The sequence below is a fragment of the Gluconacetobacter brunescens genome, from assembly GCF_048695475.1.
Lineage (GTDB): Bacteria > Pseudomonadota > Alphaproteobacteria > Acetobacterales > Acetobacteraceae > Gluconacetobacter.
In genome coordinates this window covers 122,694-138,225 of the sequence record NZ_JBLHEN010000001.1, presented here as the reverse complement: position 1 = coordinate 138,225, position 15,532 = coordinate 122,694, and the positions used below count along the sequence as shown (strand labels likewise).

The window sequence follows — 15,532 nt, the reverse complement described above, 5'->3', positions numbered from 1 at the left end:
CTGTCAGGGCTGGATCGGACGGCGGGCCGTGTGAAACGCCTCCCATGGGTCGGTGCGGAGCGCGGTGAGCCGCGCGAGGGCGTTGTTGATCGTGAACTGCGCCGATCCGGTGATCTCCCCCAGTTCATCCCAGGACAGGGGCATCGAGACCGGCGCGCCGGCGCGGGCGCGGGTCGAGTATGGCGCAACGGAGGTCGCGCCCCGCTGGTTGCGCAGGTAGTCGAGCAGGATTTTCCCGTGGCGCTTCGCCTTGGTGATCGTCGCGATGTAGCGGTCCGGGCGGTCGGCGGCCATTGTCTGTGCCAGAGTTCGGGAGAATGCCTTCACCGTTTCCCAGTCCGCCTCGGGTTTCAGGGGCGCCACGACGTGCAGCCCCTTGCCGCCGGAAGTCTTGACGAAGGGGGTGAGGCCGGATGCCGCCAGGCGCTCGCGCACGTCCCGCGCCGCGTCGATGACCCGTTCCCACGCCACGCCCTCGCCGGGGTCGAGATCCATGACCAGTTGGTCCGGCCGTTCCCAGTCGCGGCAGGAGGCGCCCCAGGGGTGAATTTCCAGCACCGCCGACTGCACCAGCCCCATGAGGCCGTCGAGATCGTGCAGAGCGATCAGATGTTCCTCCGTATCGGTGGCCGGATCGTCCAGTGTCCGGATGTGGGCGTTCATGCCTTTCCAGGCGTTCTTCTGGAAGAAGCGCGGCCCGTCGATGCCTTCCGGGCAGCGCAGCAGCGCCAGCGGACGATCGACGATGAACGGTGCGATGCGCGGCCATATGGCGGCGTAGTAGTCGGCCAGGCCTTCCTTGGTGACACCGGCATCCGGCCAGTAAAGCCGGTCGGGATGGGTCAGGGCGACGGTGCGCTTCTGTTCGGTCTTGGTGGGTGCTGTCTCGGGAACGGGCATTTCACGTACGATCTCCGATGCGGGCTTGTCGTCGCGGATGCCTCGGAAAGAGGCGTGTCGCAGCCTGCCATCCGCCGTCCAGGCGCGAAACTCCACCTCTGCCACGCGCTCGGGGCGAACATAGCGCACGCCGCGTGCCTCGGGTGCGGACAGCCGGTCCGTAAAGGGGTTTTCCTGCGTCCTGGTGGCGTCCAGCGTGCGAAACAGTTCCTCTGCGACAGGGGCGGAAAAGCCGGTGCCGACGCGCCCGACATAGCGCAGACCCTCCGCGTCATGCACGCCGAGCACCAGCGACCCTATGCTCCTGCGGCCCGTGGTCGAGGGCACGTAGCCGCCGATGACGAATTCCTGCCGCGCCGAGCATTTCGATTTGACCCAGATCCTGCCCCGGCCGGAGCGATAGGGGGAATCCGCCTGTTTGGAGACGACCCCTTCCAGGCTGAGGCGGCAGGCATGGCGCAGTACCAGCGCGCCGTCTTCGGCAAAATCCTCGCTGAAGCGCAGGATGCGGGGGGTTTGCGGCAGGATCTGGCGAAGGGCTGCCTTGCGGTCGCGCAATGTCGCGGCGCGAAGATCCTCGCCATCCAGATAGAGCAGGTCGAAGGCGTAGAAGACGAAACGGTCTGTGCGGCCTTCGCTGAGATCGGCCTGCAAGGCTGAAAAATCGCTGGCGCCGGTTCCGACTTCGACGACCAGTTCGCCGTCGATCAGGGCGGTTTCGATCGGCAGGGCCGCCAGCGCGTCGCGGACGGCATTGCCGAATTTCGTGGTCCAGTCCAGGCCGCTTCGCGTCAGCAGCTTCACCGCGCCGTGCGCGATCCGGGCTTCGAGTCGGTAGCCGTCGAACTTGATTTCGTGAATCCAGCGCTGTCCCGAAGGCGGTCTGGCGACCAGGGTGGCCAGGGCCGGGGCGACGAATACGGGCAGATCGGCGGGTTTCGCCCCCTTTATCCGCCGGGCATCCTGCGTGGCGGACGGCGTTTTCTGGCGCGCTTGCGGTGCGGGTTCGGGCGCTTTTCGCGATTTGTCCGCGCGGCGGGGTGGCTTGGCGGCAGCCGCAGGCGTGCCATTGGCGATTTCGGCGATCGTCCGGCCCGTTTTGACGGAATCCGGCTGTTCTTCGAGAATATCCGGGTCGGTGGCGCTGCGGGCCGCGTCGTCGTCGCCCTTGATCAGCAGCCAGTTGTCGTGTTTGTCGCGCGGCCGGCCTTTCATGCGGACGAGGTGCCAGCGGCCGGTGAGCTTTTCGCCGTGCAGTTCGAAATCGAGATGCCCCTTGGCCAGCCCTTTTTCCGCATCGCCGAGCGGCGTCCAGGTTCCACGATCCCACACGGAAACCGTGCCGCCACCATATTGCCCCTGGGGGATCGTGCCTTCGAAATCGCCATAATCCAGCGGGTGATCCTCGACATGCACAGCCAGGCGCTTTTCGCCCGCGACGAGGCTGGGCCCCTTGGTCACCGCCCAGCTTTTCAGGACGCCATCCAGTTCCAGCCGGAAATCGTAATGCAGCCGTCGCGCATCGTGCTTCTGGACGACGAAGCTATGCCCTGCGGTCTGGGCTTCTTCACCCGCCGGCTCATGGGTTTGCCTGAAGTCGCGCTTCTGGCGGTAGGTGTCGAGTGCCATCGCTCAACCTGCCTTGCGGCGGCCATGCGGGGGCCGGGAGCGTGATCCGGGCTTTTTGCGGCGGGCTGGCGCGGGTGTGCCGGTTTTGGTCGCGCCGGCGCTCTGGCGCAGGGCGTCCATCAGGCTGACGATCTTGGCTTCGGCCGGGCTGGGCGGCGGCGTGGGCTTCCTGCCCTTCAGTTTGGCCTCGACCAGGGCGGCCAGGGCGGCCTCGTAGCGATCCTCGAACGAAGAGGGGTCGAAATGGCCTTTCTTGGTCTCGATGATGTGGGCCGCCAGATCAAGCATTTCCTGCGGGAGCGGGTGGTCGGGAATCTCGCGGAACGCATCCTGCGACGCGCGCACCTCGTCATCGAAATTCAGGGTCGTCGCGATCAGGATGCCGTCATGGGCCCGGATAAGCAGTGTGCGCACACGCCGGAACAATACCGTGCGGGCCAGTGCCGCGACCTTCTGTTGCGCCAGGCTCTCGCGGATCAGCGTGAAGGCTTCTTCCGCCTCCGGTGCCGCGGGGCCCAGATAATAGGGGCGGTCCAGATAGACATCGTCGATCTCGCCGCAGCGGATGAAGGCGGAGACCGTCAGCCTCTTGTCGCTGTCCGGCACGGCGGCTGCGATCTCTTCCGGATCGAGCAGCACGATCTCGCCGTTTTTGGTCTCGTAGCCTTTGACCTGATCGTCACGCGGCACGTCTTCGCCGGTCTCGCTGTCGACATAATGCCGGTGCACGCGGTTGCCGGTCGCACGGTTGATCAGGTGCAGGGCAATCCGTTCGGAGGTCGAGACCGCCGCGAAGAGCGCGACCGGGCATGTCAGCTTCCCGATCGCGAGAGCGCCCTCCCAGCTTGCCCGTGGGGCCATGGCGACATCCTCTTCCCGAATGGGCACCAGAGCAACGCTTCAGGCCGCGCGTGCGTTGCGGCCCCATGGACAACCAGCCGGGAGGGGCCGCGCGGGGGTTTTAGTGCCCTGGCTTGTACGGATCTGGTTTGCCGCACATCCGCTTTGCCAGCGCCACGATGCCCGCCACGACAGTCAACCCGAGGGCCACATATGCCAGTTTGCGGGCGAGGCCGCCGGATTTGGCGACGGCACTGCTCTTTTCGAGCCGGGCGGCGGTCTCGCCGAGCAGTACGGAGACCTGCTGCGCGCGCTCCTGCGAATCACCGACCTTTTCCAGGATCTTCTTGTTCAGGTCGTTGGCCTGGGTCACGGCGGTGTCGCTGAGGTCCTGGAGACGCTTGGCGGTCTTGCGCAGTGCCTTGGCGCCGTTCTTCGTGCCCCACGACTTGAATTCGGTCCGCAGGGCCGTGTCTGTTTCCCGAAGATCGGCGCCGATTGTCTCGAGGTCGGAGCGGAGCCGTTGAACCTTGTCGTAAATGTCTGCCACACTGTCTCTCCTGTTATGCGTGCCCGAATCAGGCCGCGCCGCCGCTATCCGCTGCCAAGGCCGTGCGGAGCTTCTGCTCGGCCTCGGGCGAAAGCGAGGTCTGCACGATATGGGGGTGGCCGCTCAGTGCCCGGAGATGGGCCACGACTTTTTCCGGCTCCACCTTGCGCACCAGAACGAAGAGCGCCGAGGTGCCCGGCTTCAGGGTCGCGCCCACCTTTTTCATGAAATCGTCATTGATGCCGAAATCGGTCATGGCCCCGCCGACGGTGCCGGCCGTTCCTCCAGCCACCGCGCCGACGGCGAAGCCGGCCAGGGGATTGAGAAACACCAGCCCGATCAGCGTTCCAAGCAGCATACCGCTCCACACACCGTCCACCGCCCCGAGGGCCACCGTATGCACGGACTGGTCGAGATGAATCTTTCCATCATCCGTCCGACGGACGACCACCGCGTCATCGACGTCAACGAGATATTCGTTTTCGAGTTTCCATATCTCCTCGCGGGCAAGCGTCGCGCCGTCGAGCGTATCGAAACCGAGAACCACAAGGTCGGACATGGAGGCCTCCTGTGTCACATGGGAGCCGCCCCGGTGGCTGCCCCCCGTGTGGAGAGCAAACGCCCAATCGCCGGCGTTCGCAACTGCCCTGCACGCAGCCCAGCCTCACCGTACGCAACCGGATCGCCGCCCTCCATCGTTTCCGGCCAGCCCCGGTGGGAGCCGCCCGATGGAAGCGGGCTATCGCGCGGCGTCTCCGATGGATTTCCGGTCGTCGACCCGGAAATCCAGCTGATAGACGGACTGGTCCTTTGAACGCTTCTGCTGAAGGATGTGGATCGAGGCATCCTGTGGCAGCAGGCAGTTCACCAGCCAGACCGTCTCGAGGCTGGACGCCCCGTTCCGGTAGGCCAGACGATAGGGCCCGTTGCCCAGAGCGGTCTTGACGTCGAACACGATGTCGATCACCCCGGCGCCCCCCTTCAATGCGTCGAGGCCTGGAAACGCGCCCGCCCGGGGATGCAGGGCAAGCGATTGCCCGTTCAGCGACAGCGAGAGGGCCCCCGCGATCCGCTGGGCGTAGCCCTGCTGCTCCCCGGGCGAGAGGATGCCGTCGCCGTTGCGGTCGATCTGGCCGATCACCCGCTGTGCCACGTCCATGCCGGGGGTCAGCCGCAACCGCAGCGTGATCCCCTGCCGCGCGAGTGCGATCGTCGTCGCCTGGAGATATTCATCCAGCCTATGCGCCTGCGCCGGGGCGCCGGCGGCCATCAGCATGGCCGCCAACATAACCACCGGCGCCGCCCGGCATCCGCCTCTCACGGGTGCGTGAACCGGCTGCCATAGCTGTTCGTCGGGTCGCGATAGACCGTATGAACATGCATCGTCGCATCACCGCCCACGCCCTGCGGCGAGAATTCGATCAGCAGGTGTGGGCCCTGGATCCGGTAATAGGACGAGCCGTTGCGGTCCGGCGCATGCGTTACCGGGCCGCTCCAGGCAAACCATGTCTCGTCCAGATCGTCATGGATCTCCTTCAGGCGCGGGGCCGCGTAGGCATCGTTGATGATGCCCGCCCATTCGCCGATCACATCCATCAGCAGGTTTTTCTGGGCCGTTGTCAGCGACGTGCCCTTGATCCCTTCGGGGACGATCGTCTCGCCGTCATGCCCTGGTCCGGAGACCAGGTCCTCGACCGCGTAGGGCAGGATGGCCTGCCGGCGCTGCTTGGCATCCAGTGCGTCCAGCAGGGCGAACGCCTTGTCGTTCTCTCCCGCCAGCACCCGGACCGTCTTGCCGTCGGCCTGATAGACCGCCGGCTGCGCGCCGGTCAGGGTCGGCGTCATCGTTCCATGCGCGCCGTCAATCACCACATTGAGGCCGAGATGATGGCCGCCGAACTGCACCATCCATGGTGCCTCCGCCGATGGGTCGCCGAAGAGCGCGATCGTATAGACCGCCCTGCCGGAGGCGAACGGCGTTCCGCTATCCGCCAGCGCCTGGTCCGACCCCATGATGTCGAGCACTTTCTGGTAGCCTTTCGCGCTCAGAAGCGTTTCCAGAAGATGCATCGCCGCCGTGCGCTGCGCCGCCGAGAGGTGGCCCATCTGCACGCCCGGACGTGGTACGTCGCTGACGGGGAAATTCGACCATACCGACGATCCATACTGCTCGCCGATAAAGCCGCCTGGCGACCCCATGCCCGGCCCGCGCATTGCCGGCGCCGCCGCCTGCGCGTCCGTTACCGGCATGGAGGGACCGTCGGGCGTGGCGCGGCGAAAGCGGGCCAGCGTGCCATGCTTTTCTGTTACAAAAGGAAACTGTACCGCCGCGCGGCCCCGCGTGTCGAACATTTCGAGAAAAGCCGTTGCGGCTTCGACAATTTTTCGTGTCTTGCTGGCCGACATGGGGTCTTCCGACGATCTCGCAGCCGGAGCGGCCTGTGCCGGAGCACTCTGTCCGACAAGGGGCGCAGCCAGCAGAAACAACCCGCCGGCAACCAAAAAACGCTTACGCATCAGTGTTCTGCTTCCTCTTCGGCACGCCGGGGCCATCCCGAGTCCACCATGCGGCATCCGGACGGTGCCGCGCCGGCGCCATTCGATCAAGGGCTTTACGTTTCCCTCTTTTCCGCGCTCAGAATATGCCGAACGTCATGCTGGAGCATGGCATCCTGACCCTATCGCCAACGGGAGCCCGTCATGCCTCGCCAGCGCCTTCCTCCGTATGCCGCCGGTCGGCGCGTCATCGCTGGCACGGTCGCCTTCTCCGCCATTGCCCTGCTGCTGGCCCCCCTGCCCGCCCGGGCCGTGGACTGTACCGCTCTCGCGCACCAGGCCTTTCCCGATGGCCATTTCACCCTGGTCGAAACCATTGCGGCCGGTGCCTGGCATTCCCCGCAGAGCCATCTTTCCCGCATCATGACCGCGCCGGGCATGAATCTCGCCGGCCTTGCCACGCAGCCTGCCAACCCCGCCTTCTGCCGGGTCGCCATGACGCTGCACCCGACATCGGCTTCGCAGATCCGCACCGAAATCTGGCTGCCGCAGGAAGGATGGAACGGCAAACTGCTGGGCGTCGGCAATTTCGGCTGGGCGGGTTCGCTGATGTATGACGGCATGGCCACCGGTATCGGCGCCGGCTATGCCGTGGCCAGCACCGATACCGGCCATGACGATTCCACGCCGGAGGGCCAGGGCGGCCGCTTTGCCCTCGGCCAGCCCGAAAAACTGATCGACTACGCCTATCGCGCCGATCATCTGATGACGACGACGGCGAAAGCCCTGATCCGCGCCTTCTATGGCAGGGCGGCGTCACATGCCTACTGGATCGGCTGTTCGCTCGGTGGGCTGGAAGGGCTGATCGAGGCGAAACGCTATCCGGACGATTATGACGGGATCGTTGCCGGCGCGCCGCCCAACCCGATCGTCGATTTCAACGCCGAGCAGCTTTGGGCGGGGTGGATGAGTTACCATAATCCCGCGCTGCGGGTGGCCCGTGACAAGTTCCGCCTGCTCAATAGCGCCGTCATGAAGGCCTGTGCCTCGCCCGTCGGCAGGAAGCAGGGTTTTCTCGACGAACCCGATGCCTGCACGTTCCAGCCCCGGCAGCTTCTCTGCACGGGACAGGCCGGCGCGGACTGCCTGACCGCCCCGGAAGTGCAGGCTGCCGAACAGATCTATCGAGGCCCCGTCAATCCCCGGACCCATGAGGTCATTTTTCCCGGCCCGGCCATGGGAAGCGAAGACGGCTTTTCAGCCGATGGAAAACCCTTCCCCGTTGCACTGGATCTTTTCAAATATGCGGCCTTCCAGAATCCCGATTGGGACTGGACGACCCTGAACTGGGATAGCGACATTGCCGAGGCCACCCGCAAGGTCGGCCCGTTGCTGCATGTCGACGACAACCTCAATCCGTTTTTCCGCCATGGCGGCAAATTGCTGATGTATATCGGCTGGAATGACGGCCATAATCCGCAGCAACTGGCCACCTATTATCAGGCCCTGATGCAGCATGCTGGCACCGCCGGCCGCAATTCGGCCCGTCTTGTCACCATTCCCGGCATGGGCCATTGCTATGGCGGCGCCGGTTGCGACACGTTCAGCAAGCTCGGCGCCATCGACGATTGGGTGACGCAGGGCCACACCCCCGAAAAGCTCATTGCCGCCAGGGTCAGCGACGGCAGGGTCGTCCGCACCCGCCCCCTCTGCGCCTGGCCGAACGTCGCGCGGTATGATGGCCACGGGGATATGGACGATGCTGGCAGTTTCGCCTGCGTTCCATCGGCAGCCACGCTCCGGAGGCAGCATTCGTAAAAGCGCAAGGACTGGCGCCGTACTGCAATGCGTTACCATCGCTGCGCCCATACTTTCTTTTCCGCTATCGTCGCGCATCGGACCACCACCTGCACGCATTTTCGGACTACGTCACGCAGGCCGTTGCGAAACTCGCTTCGTTTTACGGCAAATATCTCCGATGGCCACGCGCATCCTCACCTTTCCAGCGCCTCGATATTGGCCAGCACCCGCTTGAGGAGCGACACGAGTGTGTCGACTTCCTCGGGGGCCAGGCCCCTCGTCATGTCGGCATTGCCCTGACGCAACACCGCGCGGCCGGCCGGTAGACGCTCGAGCGCCTTGTCGGTCAGCGAAATCAGGCTCGCGCGCCTGTCGCGCGGGTCGGAAGTGCGCGTGACCAGGCCGTCGCGCTCCATCCGGCCGAGCATCTGCGCCATGGTCGGCTGTTCCACCTTCGCCCAGCGCGCCAGTTCCGCCTGCGAAAGCCGTGCGCCGTCCTTGAGCGCCATCAGCACCGGCAGTTGCGCCGTGGCGAAGCCCAGTTCGCGCAGGCGCGTATCGCCGATATGGCTTAATCCCCTGGCGATGCGGCTGAAATAATGGCCGGGATGGCGCATGGGGTCCCATTCGTCATCGCGCATTGCATAGGCTCCTATGTTTATATATAGGTTCCTATGTAACTGGGACGCAATGAGATGGCAATGAATCGGATAGCGATTGTCGGAGGGGGCCCCGGTGGGCTGATGCTTGCGCGACTGTTGCAGTTGCGCGGCCTCTCGCCCGTGGTGTTCGAGCGTGACGCGCATGCTGCCGAGCGCCCGCAGGGCGGATCGCTGGACCTGCATGACGAGACAGGGCAACGCGCGATGCGGCTGGCGGGACTGGAAGCCGCATTCACCGCGGCCGCACGTCCCGAGGACCAGGGCGACCGGCTTTACGACGCCGATGGCACCTTGCTGTTCGATCGTGATGAACCCACGGATGACCGGCCCGAGATTGATCGCACCGCGCTGCGTCGGATTCTTCTGGAAGCGCTCTTGCCCGGCACGGTTCGCTGGAACAGTCGGGTCGTTGCGATCGCGCCGGGCGACGAGGGGCATGAAGTGATCGGCGACGGCCGGCGCGAGCGGTTCGATGTCGTGGTCGGTGCCGATGGCGCCTGGTCGCGAGTGCGGCCGCTGCTGGGGGATGGCAGGCCGGTCTATGAGGGCGTTACGCTGGTGGAACTGGGCTTCGAGGCCGCACGTCATCCCGCGATCGACCAGTTGACCGGCAGCGGGAAAATGTTCGCGGTCGGCGACAACCGCGTGCTGATCACGCAGCGGAACGGATTCAGCCATATTCGTGGCTATGCGGGCCTGCGCATGAGCGAGGCTGCGGCGCGGCGATGGCAGATTTTGCCTGCCGAAGACGTGCGTATCGCGCTGCGTGAAGCGTTTGCTGGCTGGGCGCCCGGTTTGCGGGACGTGATCGAAACGGGCGCGTTCATCGCGGTCCGGCCGCTTTATGCGTTGCCGGTCGGGCACCACTGGCAGAGCCGGAGGGGACTGACGCTGCTGGGCGATGCGGCGCACCTGATGTCCCCCTTTTCGGGTGAAGGCGTGAATCTCGCGCTCGCCGATGCGGTCGATCTGGCCGGAGCGCTGGCCTCGGGTCACGATTGGGCGGACGTCACCCGCTATGAAGAGGCAATGGCAGCGCGCGCCGCCATTGCCGCCGAAGGGGCCGCACAGGGCCTGAACGGGGCCTTCTCGCCCGAGGGGGCCGCGCCGGTGCTGGAACATTATCGCGCGCGCGTGGGAAGTGGCGATGCCTGACCGGCTGATTTGACGTGCCTCGTGCGGAGTGGTCCATTACGTGTGACAAACCTTTTCGGAACGTTCACCCGCCGCATGGAGAGTATGAGCTGAACGTGTCGCCTTGAATTTGGACCGGGCCCTGGCTGAGCCTGACCATAATCCGGCTCCCGGCGGCCTCCGACGAAAAAACACTGTGGATATAGACAACGTGCAGGAGAACTCTTTTGTCTCTCTTTGGTAAGAACTGGACATCCGCGCTCTGTCTCGGGGCTGTGTTCTCGTCCCTGGCCATGGGCGGCCAGGCATCGGCCGCGGCAACGGGTGCGGGCCAGGGGGAGATCCTGTGGGACAGTTTCGGGGTGCCGCATGTCTATGCTCGGAGCGAGGCCGGGGCCTTCTACGGTTTCGGGTGGGCGCAGGCTCATAGCCATGGCAACATCCTGCTGCGGCTTTATGGAACGGCGCGTGGACGGGCGGCGGAATATTGGGGGCCGAAGGAGGAGGATTCCGACCGGTGGCTTCTGGCCAATGGCGTTTATGACCGGGCGAAGATCTGGTACGCGCAGCAATCTCCCGATTTCCGCAAAGATATGGATGCGTTCGCTCGTGGCATCAACGATTACGCGGCAGGCCACCCGAACGAGATTGCCGACGAGATCAAACCCGTCCTGCCGGTGAATGGCGTGGATGTCATTGCCCATGCCCTTCGGCTGATGAATTACGTCTATATCGCCGCCGAAGAGAAAATGCTGGCCGACCCGCCGTCGCGCGCGGCGGGCGGATCGAATGCGTGGGCCATCGCCCCCTCACGCACCACGGACGGTCATGCGGTGCTGCTGGCCAACCCGCATCTGCCTTGGGCCACCCCCTTCTACACCTATTATGAAGCCCAGGTCAGCGGGCCGGGATTCAGCATTTACGGTGCGACGCAGGTGGGGCTGCCGATCCTGCGCTTTGCGTTTACCAAGGATGTCGCCTTCACGAACACCGTCAATACGATCCTGGGCGCGACCCGCTATACGCTGACGCCCGATGGCGATGGGTATCGTCTGAATGGCAGGAAGCATGCCTTTACGACGAAAACCCTGTCCTACAAGGTGAAGATGCCGGACGGGACGGTGGCGACGAAGCGCTTCGCGCAGAATTATGCCGTGCAGGGGCCGGTTTTCAAACGGGCCGACGGCACGTCGTTCGCCCTTTACGTCGTCGGCCTCGATCGTCCCGGCATGCTCCGGCAATATTGGGACATGGCGCTGGCGCATGATTTCGAGCAGTTCCAGATGGCTCTTAAGAAACTGCAGATTCCGATGTTCAACATCGTCTATGCGGATCATGACGGCCATATCATGTATCTGGACAACGGAATCCTTCCGAAGCACGCGGACGGGGATTTCCATGACTGGAACGGCTACGTTGCCGGCGACAGATCCGACAATATCCCCAAAAGCATTGTCGCTTACGAAGACCTTCCGAAACTTGTTGATCCGTCCACCGGTTTCGTCCAGAACGCCAACGATCCGCCATGGGTGGCGACCTATCCGCGCGCCTTATATCCCGAGGCCTATCCGGCTTACGTCGCCGTGAAGGGACCGATGACGTTCCGCGCCCAGATGTCGACGACGATGCTGGCGGGGAACGACAAGATGTCGTTCGACGAGATCGTGGCGAAAAAGCTCAATACGCACGCGCTTCTGGCGCAGCGCATCCTGCCGGAGCTTCTGGCCGCCGCCGCGACCGACAAGCGCCGCGATGTCCGTGATGCCGTCCGGGTCCTGCGCGCCTGGGATGGCGCGGATGATGCCGATAGCAAGGGCGCCCTGCTGTTCGAAACATGGGCCCGCCTGTTCATGGGGCCGAAGCTTGGCGATTCCACGAACTTCGCGAAACCCTGGTCGCTGGACGACCCGATTCACACCCCGTCGGGCCTGAAGAACCCGACACAGGCGGTTGACCTGCTCGCGCGGGCCGTCACGGAGACGAAGCGGCTTTATGGGGCGATTGATCGGCCTTTCGGCGAGGTCTCGCGCTTTCATCTGGGCAATGTCAACCTGCCGGGCAATGGCGGCTTTGGTAATACCGGGGTTTTCCGGACCATCACCTGGGGGCCGATGAAAGACGGCGAGCGGACGCCGTTCCATGGCGAAACCTGGGTCTCGCTCGTCAGCTTCTCCACACCGATGAAGGCAAAGGGGTTGCTGAGCTATGGCAATTCCAGCCAGCCGGGCTCGACGCATCGCACCGACCAGCTCTCCTATCTCAGCAACAAGACCCTGCGCGACCTGTGGCTGACGCGCGACGAGGTGGAAAAGCACGTCGAATATGTCGATCAGCTCCGCTGATCTGCCATGTTCGCATAGGACTCATCCGGAATAACGGCGCCACGTCCTTCAGATCGGGCGCCGTTATTTGCCGTTCAGATGCTGTTCGATCAGCGCGACGTTGCGCAGGTTCGCCTTGAAGGCGGCGTCGAAGACGTCGCCGACCAGCGGGACCGTATCCACGGCCGTCTCCACCGCCACATTGGCGACCATGCGGACGAGCAGCCCGCTGGGCACCCCGATCCGCCATGCCTCCCAGACGATATAGAGCGAGACGAGCCCCATGACGGCGCTGCCACCGCCCGGGATCAGCCCGATCAGGGCGTCCAGCCCCAGCCGGAACTTCGTGCCCGGCAGGCGGAAAGCCGCGTCGAGAACCCATGCCAGCGCCTTGACCCGCCGTAACCGGCGCACCGCGTCGTCGGTCAGGGGCGGGAGAATGTCCCCGGAAAATGCGCCTGCATGTGCCATGCCTGATCATATGGTTCCGTGCAGGATCGATTTCAATATTTCGCCGTCATAGATCCCCGCCCGTGTGTTCACGCGCAATCACACCGCCGGGGCGTTTTTTTCAGGAACGGTGATGGGGGCCCGCCTCTCCTGCCGCCGGTTTTGCCACCATCGGAATTCCGGCCACCGTCAGGACCACTTTGTCCGCATATGCCGCGATCGTCTGATGCAGCCAGCCGGCTTCGTCGCGAAACCGGCGCGCCAGCGCATTGTCCGGCACGATGCCCAGCCCGACCTCGTTGCCCACCAGCACCGTCATCGCTTTTCGGACTGACAGCGCCTCCTGCAACTCTGCTGTCGCGGCGGGAATATCCCGCTCTTCAAGCAGCAGGTTGGTCAGCCATAATGTCAGGCAATCCACCAGCACCGGCCTGTCACCGGCATGCCGCAGGGCTCGCGCCAGGGCGAGCGGCTCTTCCACCGTCAGCCAGCCATCCCCGCGTTCCTGCCGATGCCGGACGATGCGGTCGCGCATTTCCGCATCCCATGCACGGCCGGTCGCGATATAGACCCATGGGCCCGGCCTCGCACGCACCACGGATTCCGCGTAGCGGCTCTTTCCGGACCGCGCCCCGCCGAGAACCAGCTCAATCATCGTGCCGCTCCTTCAGCCACTTCATGTGCTTGTTCATGAATGCCATCCCTTCTTCCTGGACCCGCGCGACCGGCAGGTCCGCCTTCGATTGGCTGATGAGAGGATAAATCCCGCAAATAGTACCTTATGTATGAATTTCTCGTATAATACACGAAATATGGGAATTAATTCGCTTGATCGGTTTTTCGGTTAATTCTACAATTTTGGGTGCTAACGCGCATAAATCGACAGGGGTGCCCGTTATGTTGGATTTAAGCTTCAGCACACCGAATGAGGTCGTCAAGCGACTTTGTGAGCGTCTGCGTATGGAGCGGCTGGCGCGGCAGATGACGCAGGCCGATGTAGCGGGCCGCGCCGGCATTGGCATCAATACCGTGTCCAACCTGGAAGCTGGGCGCAATGTCGGGTTCGAGAATGTGGTCCGCGTGGCGATGGTCCTTGGCCGAATCAAGGAACTGGAGGGCCTGTTTCTGCCGAAACTGGACAGCCTCGAAGACGTTCGCCGCTACGAAAACAGTGCCCGCCGCCATCGCGTCAAGCGGAAGGCCAGCAATGCTTGAGCAGGTGAACGTCTATTACGAGGGCTGGGGCGAACGATGGCTATGGGGCACGCTGGTGTCCACGACTGCTCTCACCGGTCGCCCCCAGATCGTGTTTGAGTACAGCGATGAGGCAAAGCGAAGAGGCCTTGAACTCTCGTCCCATACCCTGCCGTTGAAGGGGCCCCGGTTGCGCCGGGATTTCCCGTCCCACCAGTTGGGCCTGCCTGGGCCCGTCTATGACTCGTTGCCTGACGGTTGGGGCATGCTGTTGATGGGCCGTTTGTTCAGACGTCGTGGTCTTGCCACCGCGCGCATCGGGCCATTGGAGCGACTGGCTTACATTGGCAGCAATGCCATGGGTGCCATGTCGTTCGAGCCTGCGATGCCCGAGGGGCGGGAACCGCATGTGCATGTTCCACTCCACCAGCTTGTCGCCGAAGTGCAGGACGTGCTCCGTGGTGACGGCGGGGAATTCCTCCAGAGGCTGCTGCTGGTGGGAGGATCGCCTCAAGGCGCCAGGCCAAAGGCTCTGGTCTATCGCGACCCTCGGACCGACGCCTTTACAACCGCTGTCACACCGGGTTTCGAAGCCTGGATGGTCAAGTTCCCGGCCAGAGAAGAACATGCGGAGGTGTGCGCCATCGAAAATGTCTATGCCGAGTGTTTGCGCATGTGCGGTATCCAGACCCCGGATACGCGGTATTTCAGCCTGCCCGACGGACAGGCGGCATTCGCCAGCAAACGCTTTGACCGCCAGGACGGTCGGCGCGTACCCATGCAAAGTCTCGCCGCCTTTACCGGCGCCGACTATCGATGCCCTGGGGTTCTGGACTACGTGACCTTCCTGCGTGCGACCCAGATGTGTACCAACGACGTGCGAGAAAAGACATTCGCCTTCGCGCGTGCCGTCTTCAATGTCGCGTTCAACAACCGGGACGATCACCCCAAGAACTTCGCATACCTCATGTCGTCCACTGGCGCGTGGAAGCTGGCACCTGCTTACGACGTGACCTTCTGCCAGGGACCGGGTGGGTACCATCAGATGGACGTGATGGGTGAGACACTGGCGATCGACCGCGCGGCAATGCTCCAACTTGCCCGGGAGGCCGAGGTCCCGGCGGAAACCGCCAGCCACATCATCGAGAGCATTTGCAACGTGGCCGGCCAGTTTTCAGCCATCGCCGACAAGCTGCATCCGCAGGCAATCACCCGGGGCACCCTGCATGTGATTCAGAGCCATATCGACCACAATATCGCCCGACTGCGTCAGGGTTGCACGGCTCGCGGCCGGTAGCGATCACATGGCGGCGAGACGGCGGCATGATTGCCTTCCCGCCGAATAAGACAGAACCGACACCATGCCATCCGTTCGCGGCTCAGCATCGGCAGCCTGCTCATTCCCGTCCTCCATAGAGAGTTGGAATGACATCCGGATCAGGCCGTAAAGCGACCCTGGCCGACCCTTGAAATATCGATTTATAGGTTATGCCTATAACGGAACTCAGATATTCGGGCCTAAACACGACCCGAAATTGAGCATAGGATGTCTGGGG

At 63.9% G+C, this 15,532-nt stretch carries 14 protein-coding genes; 5 read left to right on the top strand and 9 right to left on the bottom strand.

Features of this window, described 5'->3' with window-relative positions; genetic code table 11:
- Positions 1–3: 3 nt before the first annotated feature.
- From ligD to ACMAUO_RS00575, 6 genes are all read right to left on the bottom strand, one after another.
- Entirely contained in the window at positions 4–2,529 is a 2,526-nt protein-coding gene (ligD, locus tag ACMAUO_RS00600; protein ID WP_420355069.1) for a DNA ligase D, read from the bottom strand.
- A 3-nt stretch (positions 2,530–2,532) separates the two neighbouring features.
- A complete protein-coding gene (gene ku / locus ACMAUO_RS00595; RefSeq protein WP_420355068.1) occupies positions 2,533–3,390 on the bottom strand; it encodes a non-homologous end joining protein Ku in 858 nt (285 codons plus the stop codon).
- A 100-nt stretch (positions 3,391–3,490) separates the two neighbouring features.
- Positions 3,491–3,919, bottom strand: coding sequence for a hypothetical protein (locus tag ACMAUO_RS00590; RefSeq protein ID WP_420355067.1), 429 nt, complete (start codon positions 3,917–3,919; stop codon positions 3,491–3,493).
- Between the two features lie 28 nt (positions 3,920–3,947).
- Positions 3,948–4,478 carry a DUF1269 domain-containing protein gene (locus ACMAUO_RS00585; protein WP_420355066.1) on the bottom strand — a complete coding sequence of 177 codons (531 nt, stop codon included), beginning with the start codon at positions 4,476–4,478 and terminating at the stop codon, positions 3,948–3,950.
- A 180-nt stretch (positions 4,479–4,658) separates the two neighbouring features.
- Positions 4,659–5,207: a hypothetical protein gene (locus ACMAUO_RS00580; protein WP_420357157.1), complete on the bottom strand. Its 549-nt coding sequence runs from the start codon at positions 5,205–5,207 to the stop codon at positions 4,659–4,661.
- A 29-nt stretch (positions 5,208–5,236) separates the two neighbouring features.
- The gene (locus ACMAUO_RS00575) at positions 5,237–6,325 is read right to left on the bottom strand and encodes a DUF3500 domain-containing protein (protein WP_420357156.1); all 1,089 of its coding nucleotides are present in this window, start codon (positions 6,323–6,325) and stop codon (positions 5,237–5,239) included.
- A gap of 294 nt (positions 6,326–6,619) precedes the next feature.
- Between ACMAUO_RS00575 and ACMAUO_RS00570 the strand changes: the two genes are divergently transcribed.
- Positions 6,620–8,233 (top strand): tannase/feruloyl esterase family alpha/beta hydrolase, encoded by a 1,614-nt coding sequence (locus ACMAUO_RS00570; RefSeq protein WP_420355065.1) that lies wholly within the window; start codon positions 6,620–6,622, stop codon positions 8,231–8,233.
- A gap of 176 nt (positions 8,234–8,409) precedes the next feature.
- Here ACMAUO_RS00570 and ACMAUO_RS00565 read toward each other — a convergent pair whose 3' ends face one another.
- Positions 8,410–8,856 (bottom strand): MarR family winged helix-turn-helix transcriptional regulator, encoded by a 447-nt coding sequence (locus ACMAUO_RS00565; protein ID WP_420355064.1) that lies wholly within the window; start codon positions 8,854–8,856, stop codon positions 8,410–8,412.
- Positions 8,857–8,916: 60 nt separating this feature from the next.
- Between ACMAUO_RS00565 and ACMAUO_RS00560 the strand changes: the two genes are divergently transcribed.
- Positions 8,917–10,032 carry an FAD-dependent oxidoreductase gene (locus ACMAUO_RS00560; protein ID WP_420355063.1) on the top strand — a complete coding sequence of 372 codons (1,116 nt, stop codon included), beginning with the start codon at positions 8,917–8,919 and terminating at the stop codon, positions 10,030–10,032.
- A 206-nt stretch (positions 10,033–10,238) separates the two neighbouring features.
- Positions 10,239–12,353, top strand: coding sequence for a penicillin acylase family protein (locus ACMAUO_RS00555; protein WP_420355062.1), 2,115 nt, complete (start codon positions 10,239–10,241; stop codon positions 12,351–12,353).
- A gap of 63 nt (positions 12,354–12,416) precedes the next feature.
- Here the strand turns inward: ACMAUO_RS00555 and ACMAUO_RS00550 are convergent, their stop codons facing one another.
- Both ACMAUO_RS00550 and cobU read right to left on the bottom strand, forming a co-directional pair.
- Positions 12,417–12,803 (bottom strand): DUF4112 domain-containing protein, encoded by a 387-nt coding sequence (locus ACMAUO_RS00550; RefSeq protein WP_420355061.1) that lies wholly within the window; start codon positions 12,801–12,803, stop codon positions 12,417–12,419.
- A gap of 100 nt (positions 12,804–12,903) precedes the next feature.
- Positions 12,904–13,437, bottom strand: a complete 534-nt coding sequence (gene cobU, locus ACMAUO_RS00545; protein WP_420355060.1) for a bifunctional adenosylcobinamide kinase/adenosylcobinamide-phosphate guanylyltransferase — start codon at positions 13,435–13,437, stop codon at positions 12,904–12,906.
- 173 nt (positions 13,438–13,610) lie between these two features.
- Between cobU and ACMAUO_RS00540 the strand changes: the two genes are divergently transcribed.
- Positions 13,611–13,997, top strand: a complete 387-nt coding sequence (locus ACMAUO_RS00540; RefSeq protein ID WP_420355059.1) for a helix-turn-helix domain-containing protein — start codon at positions 13,611–13,613, stop codon at positions 13,995–13,997.
- Complete coding sequence (locus ACMAUO_RS00535; protein ID WP_420355058.1) at positions 13,990–15,273, top strand: type II toxin-antitoxin system HipA family toxin; 1,284 nt, start codon at positions 13,990–13,992, stop codon at positions 15,271–15,273. Before ACMAUO_RS00540 ends, ACMAUO_RS00535 begins: the two co-directional genes overlap by 8 nt.
- Positions 15,274–15,532 lie beyond the last annotated feature (259 nt).

Coding starts and splice junctions, on each gene's coding strand:
- ligD (WP_420355069.1), bottom strand. CDS start 2,529: ATGGCACTCGACACCTACCGCCAGAAGCGCGACTTCAGGCAAACCCAT.
- ku (WP_420355068.1), bottom strand. CDS start 3,390: ATGGCCCCACGGGCAAGCTGGGAGGGCGCTCTCGCGATCGGGAAGCTG.
- ACMAUO_RS00585 (WP_420355066.1), bottom strand. CDS start 4,478: ATGTCCGACCTTGTGGTTCTCGGTTTCGATACGCTCGACGGCGCGACG.
- ACMAUO_RS00580 (WP_420357157.1), bottom strand. CDS start 5,207: ATGTTGGCGGCCATGCTGATGGCCGCCGGCGCCCCGGCGCAGGCGCAT.
- ACMAUO_RS00575 (WP_420357156.1), bottom strand. CDS start 6,325: ATGTCGGCCAGCAAGACACGAAAAATTGTCGAAGCCGCAACGGCTTTT.
- ACMAUO_RS00570 (WP_420355065.1), top strand. CDS start 6,620: ATGCCTCGCCAGCGCCTTCCTCCGTATGCCGCCGGTCGGCGCGTCATC.
- ACMAUO_RS00565 (WP_420355064.1), bottom strand. CDS start 8,856: ATGCGCGATGACGAATGGGACCCCATGCGCCATCCCGGCCATTATTTC.
- ACMAUO_RS00560 (WP_420355063.1), top strand. CDS start 8,917: ATGAATCGGATAGCGATTGTCGGAGGGGGCCCCGGTGGGCTGATGCTT.
- ACMAUO_RS00550 (WP_420355061.1), bottom strand. CDS start 12,803: ATGGCACATGCAGGCGCATTTTCCGGGGACATTCTCCCGCCCCTGACC.
- cobU (WP_420355060.1), bottom strand. CDS start 13,437: ATGATTGAGCTGGTTCTCGGCGGGGCGCGGTCCGGAAAGAGCCGCTAC.
- ACMAUO_RS00535 (WP_420355058.1), top strand. CDS start 13,990: ATGCTTGAGCAGGTGAACGTCTATTACGAGGGCTGGGGCGAACGATGG.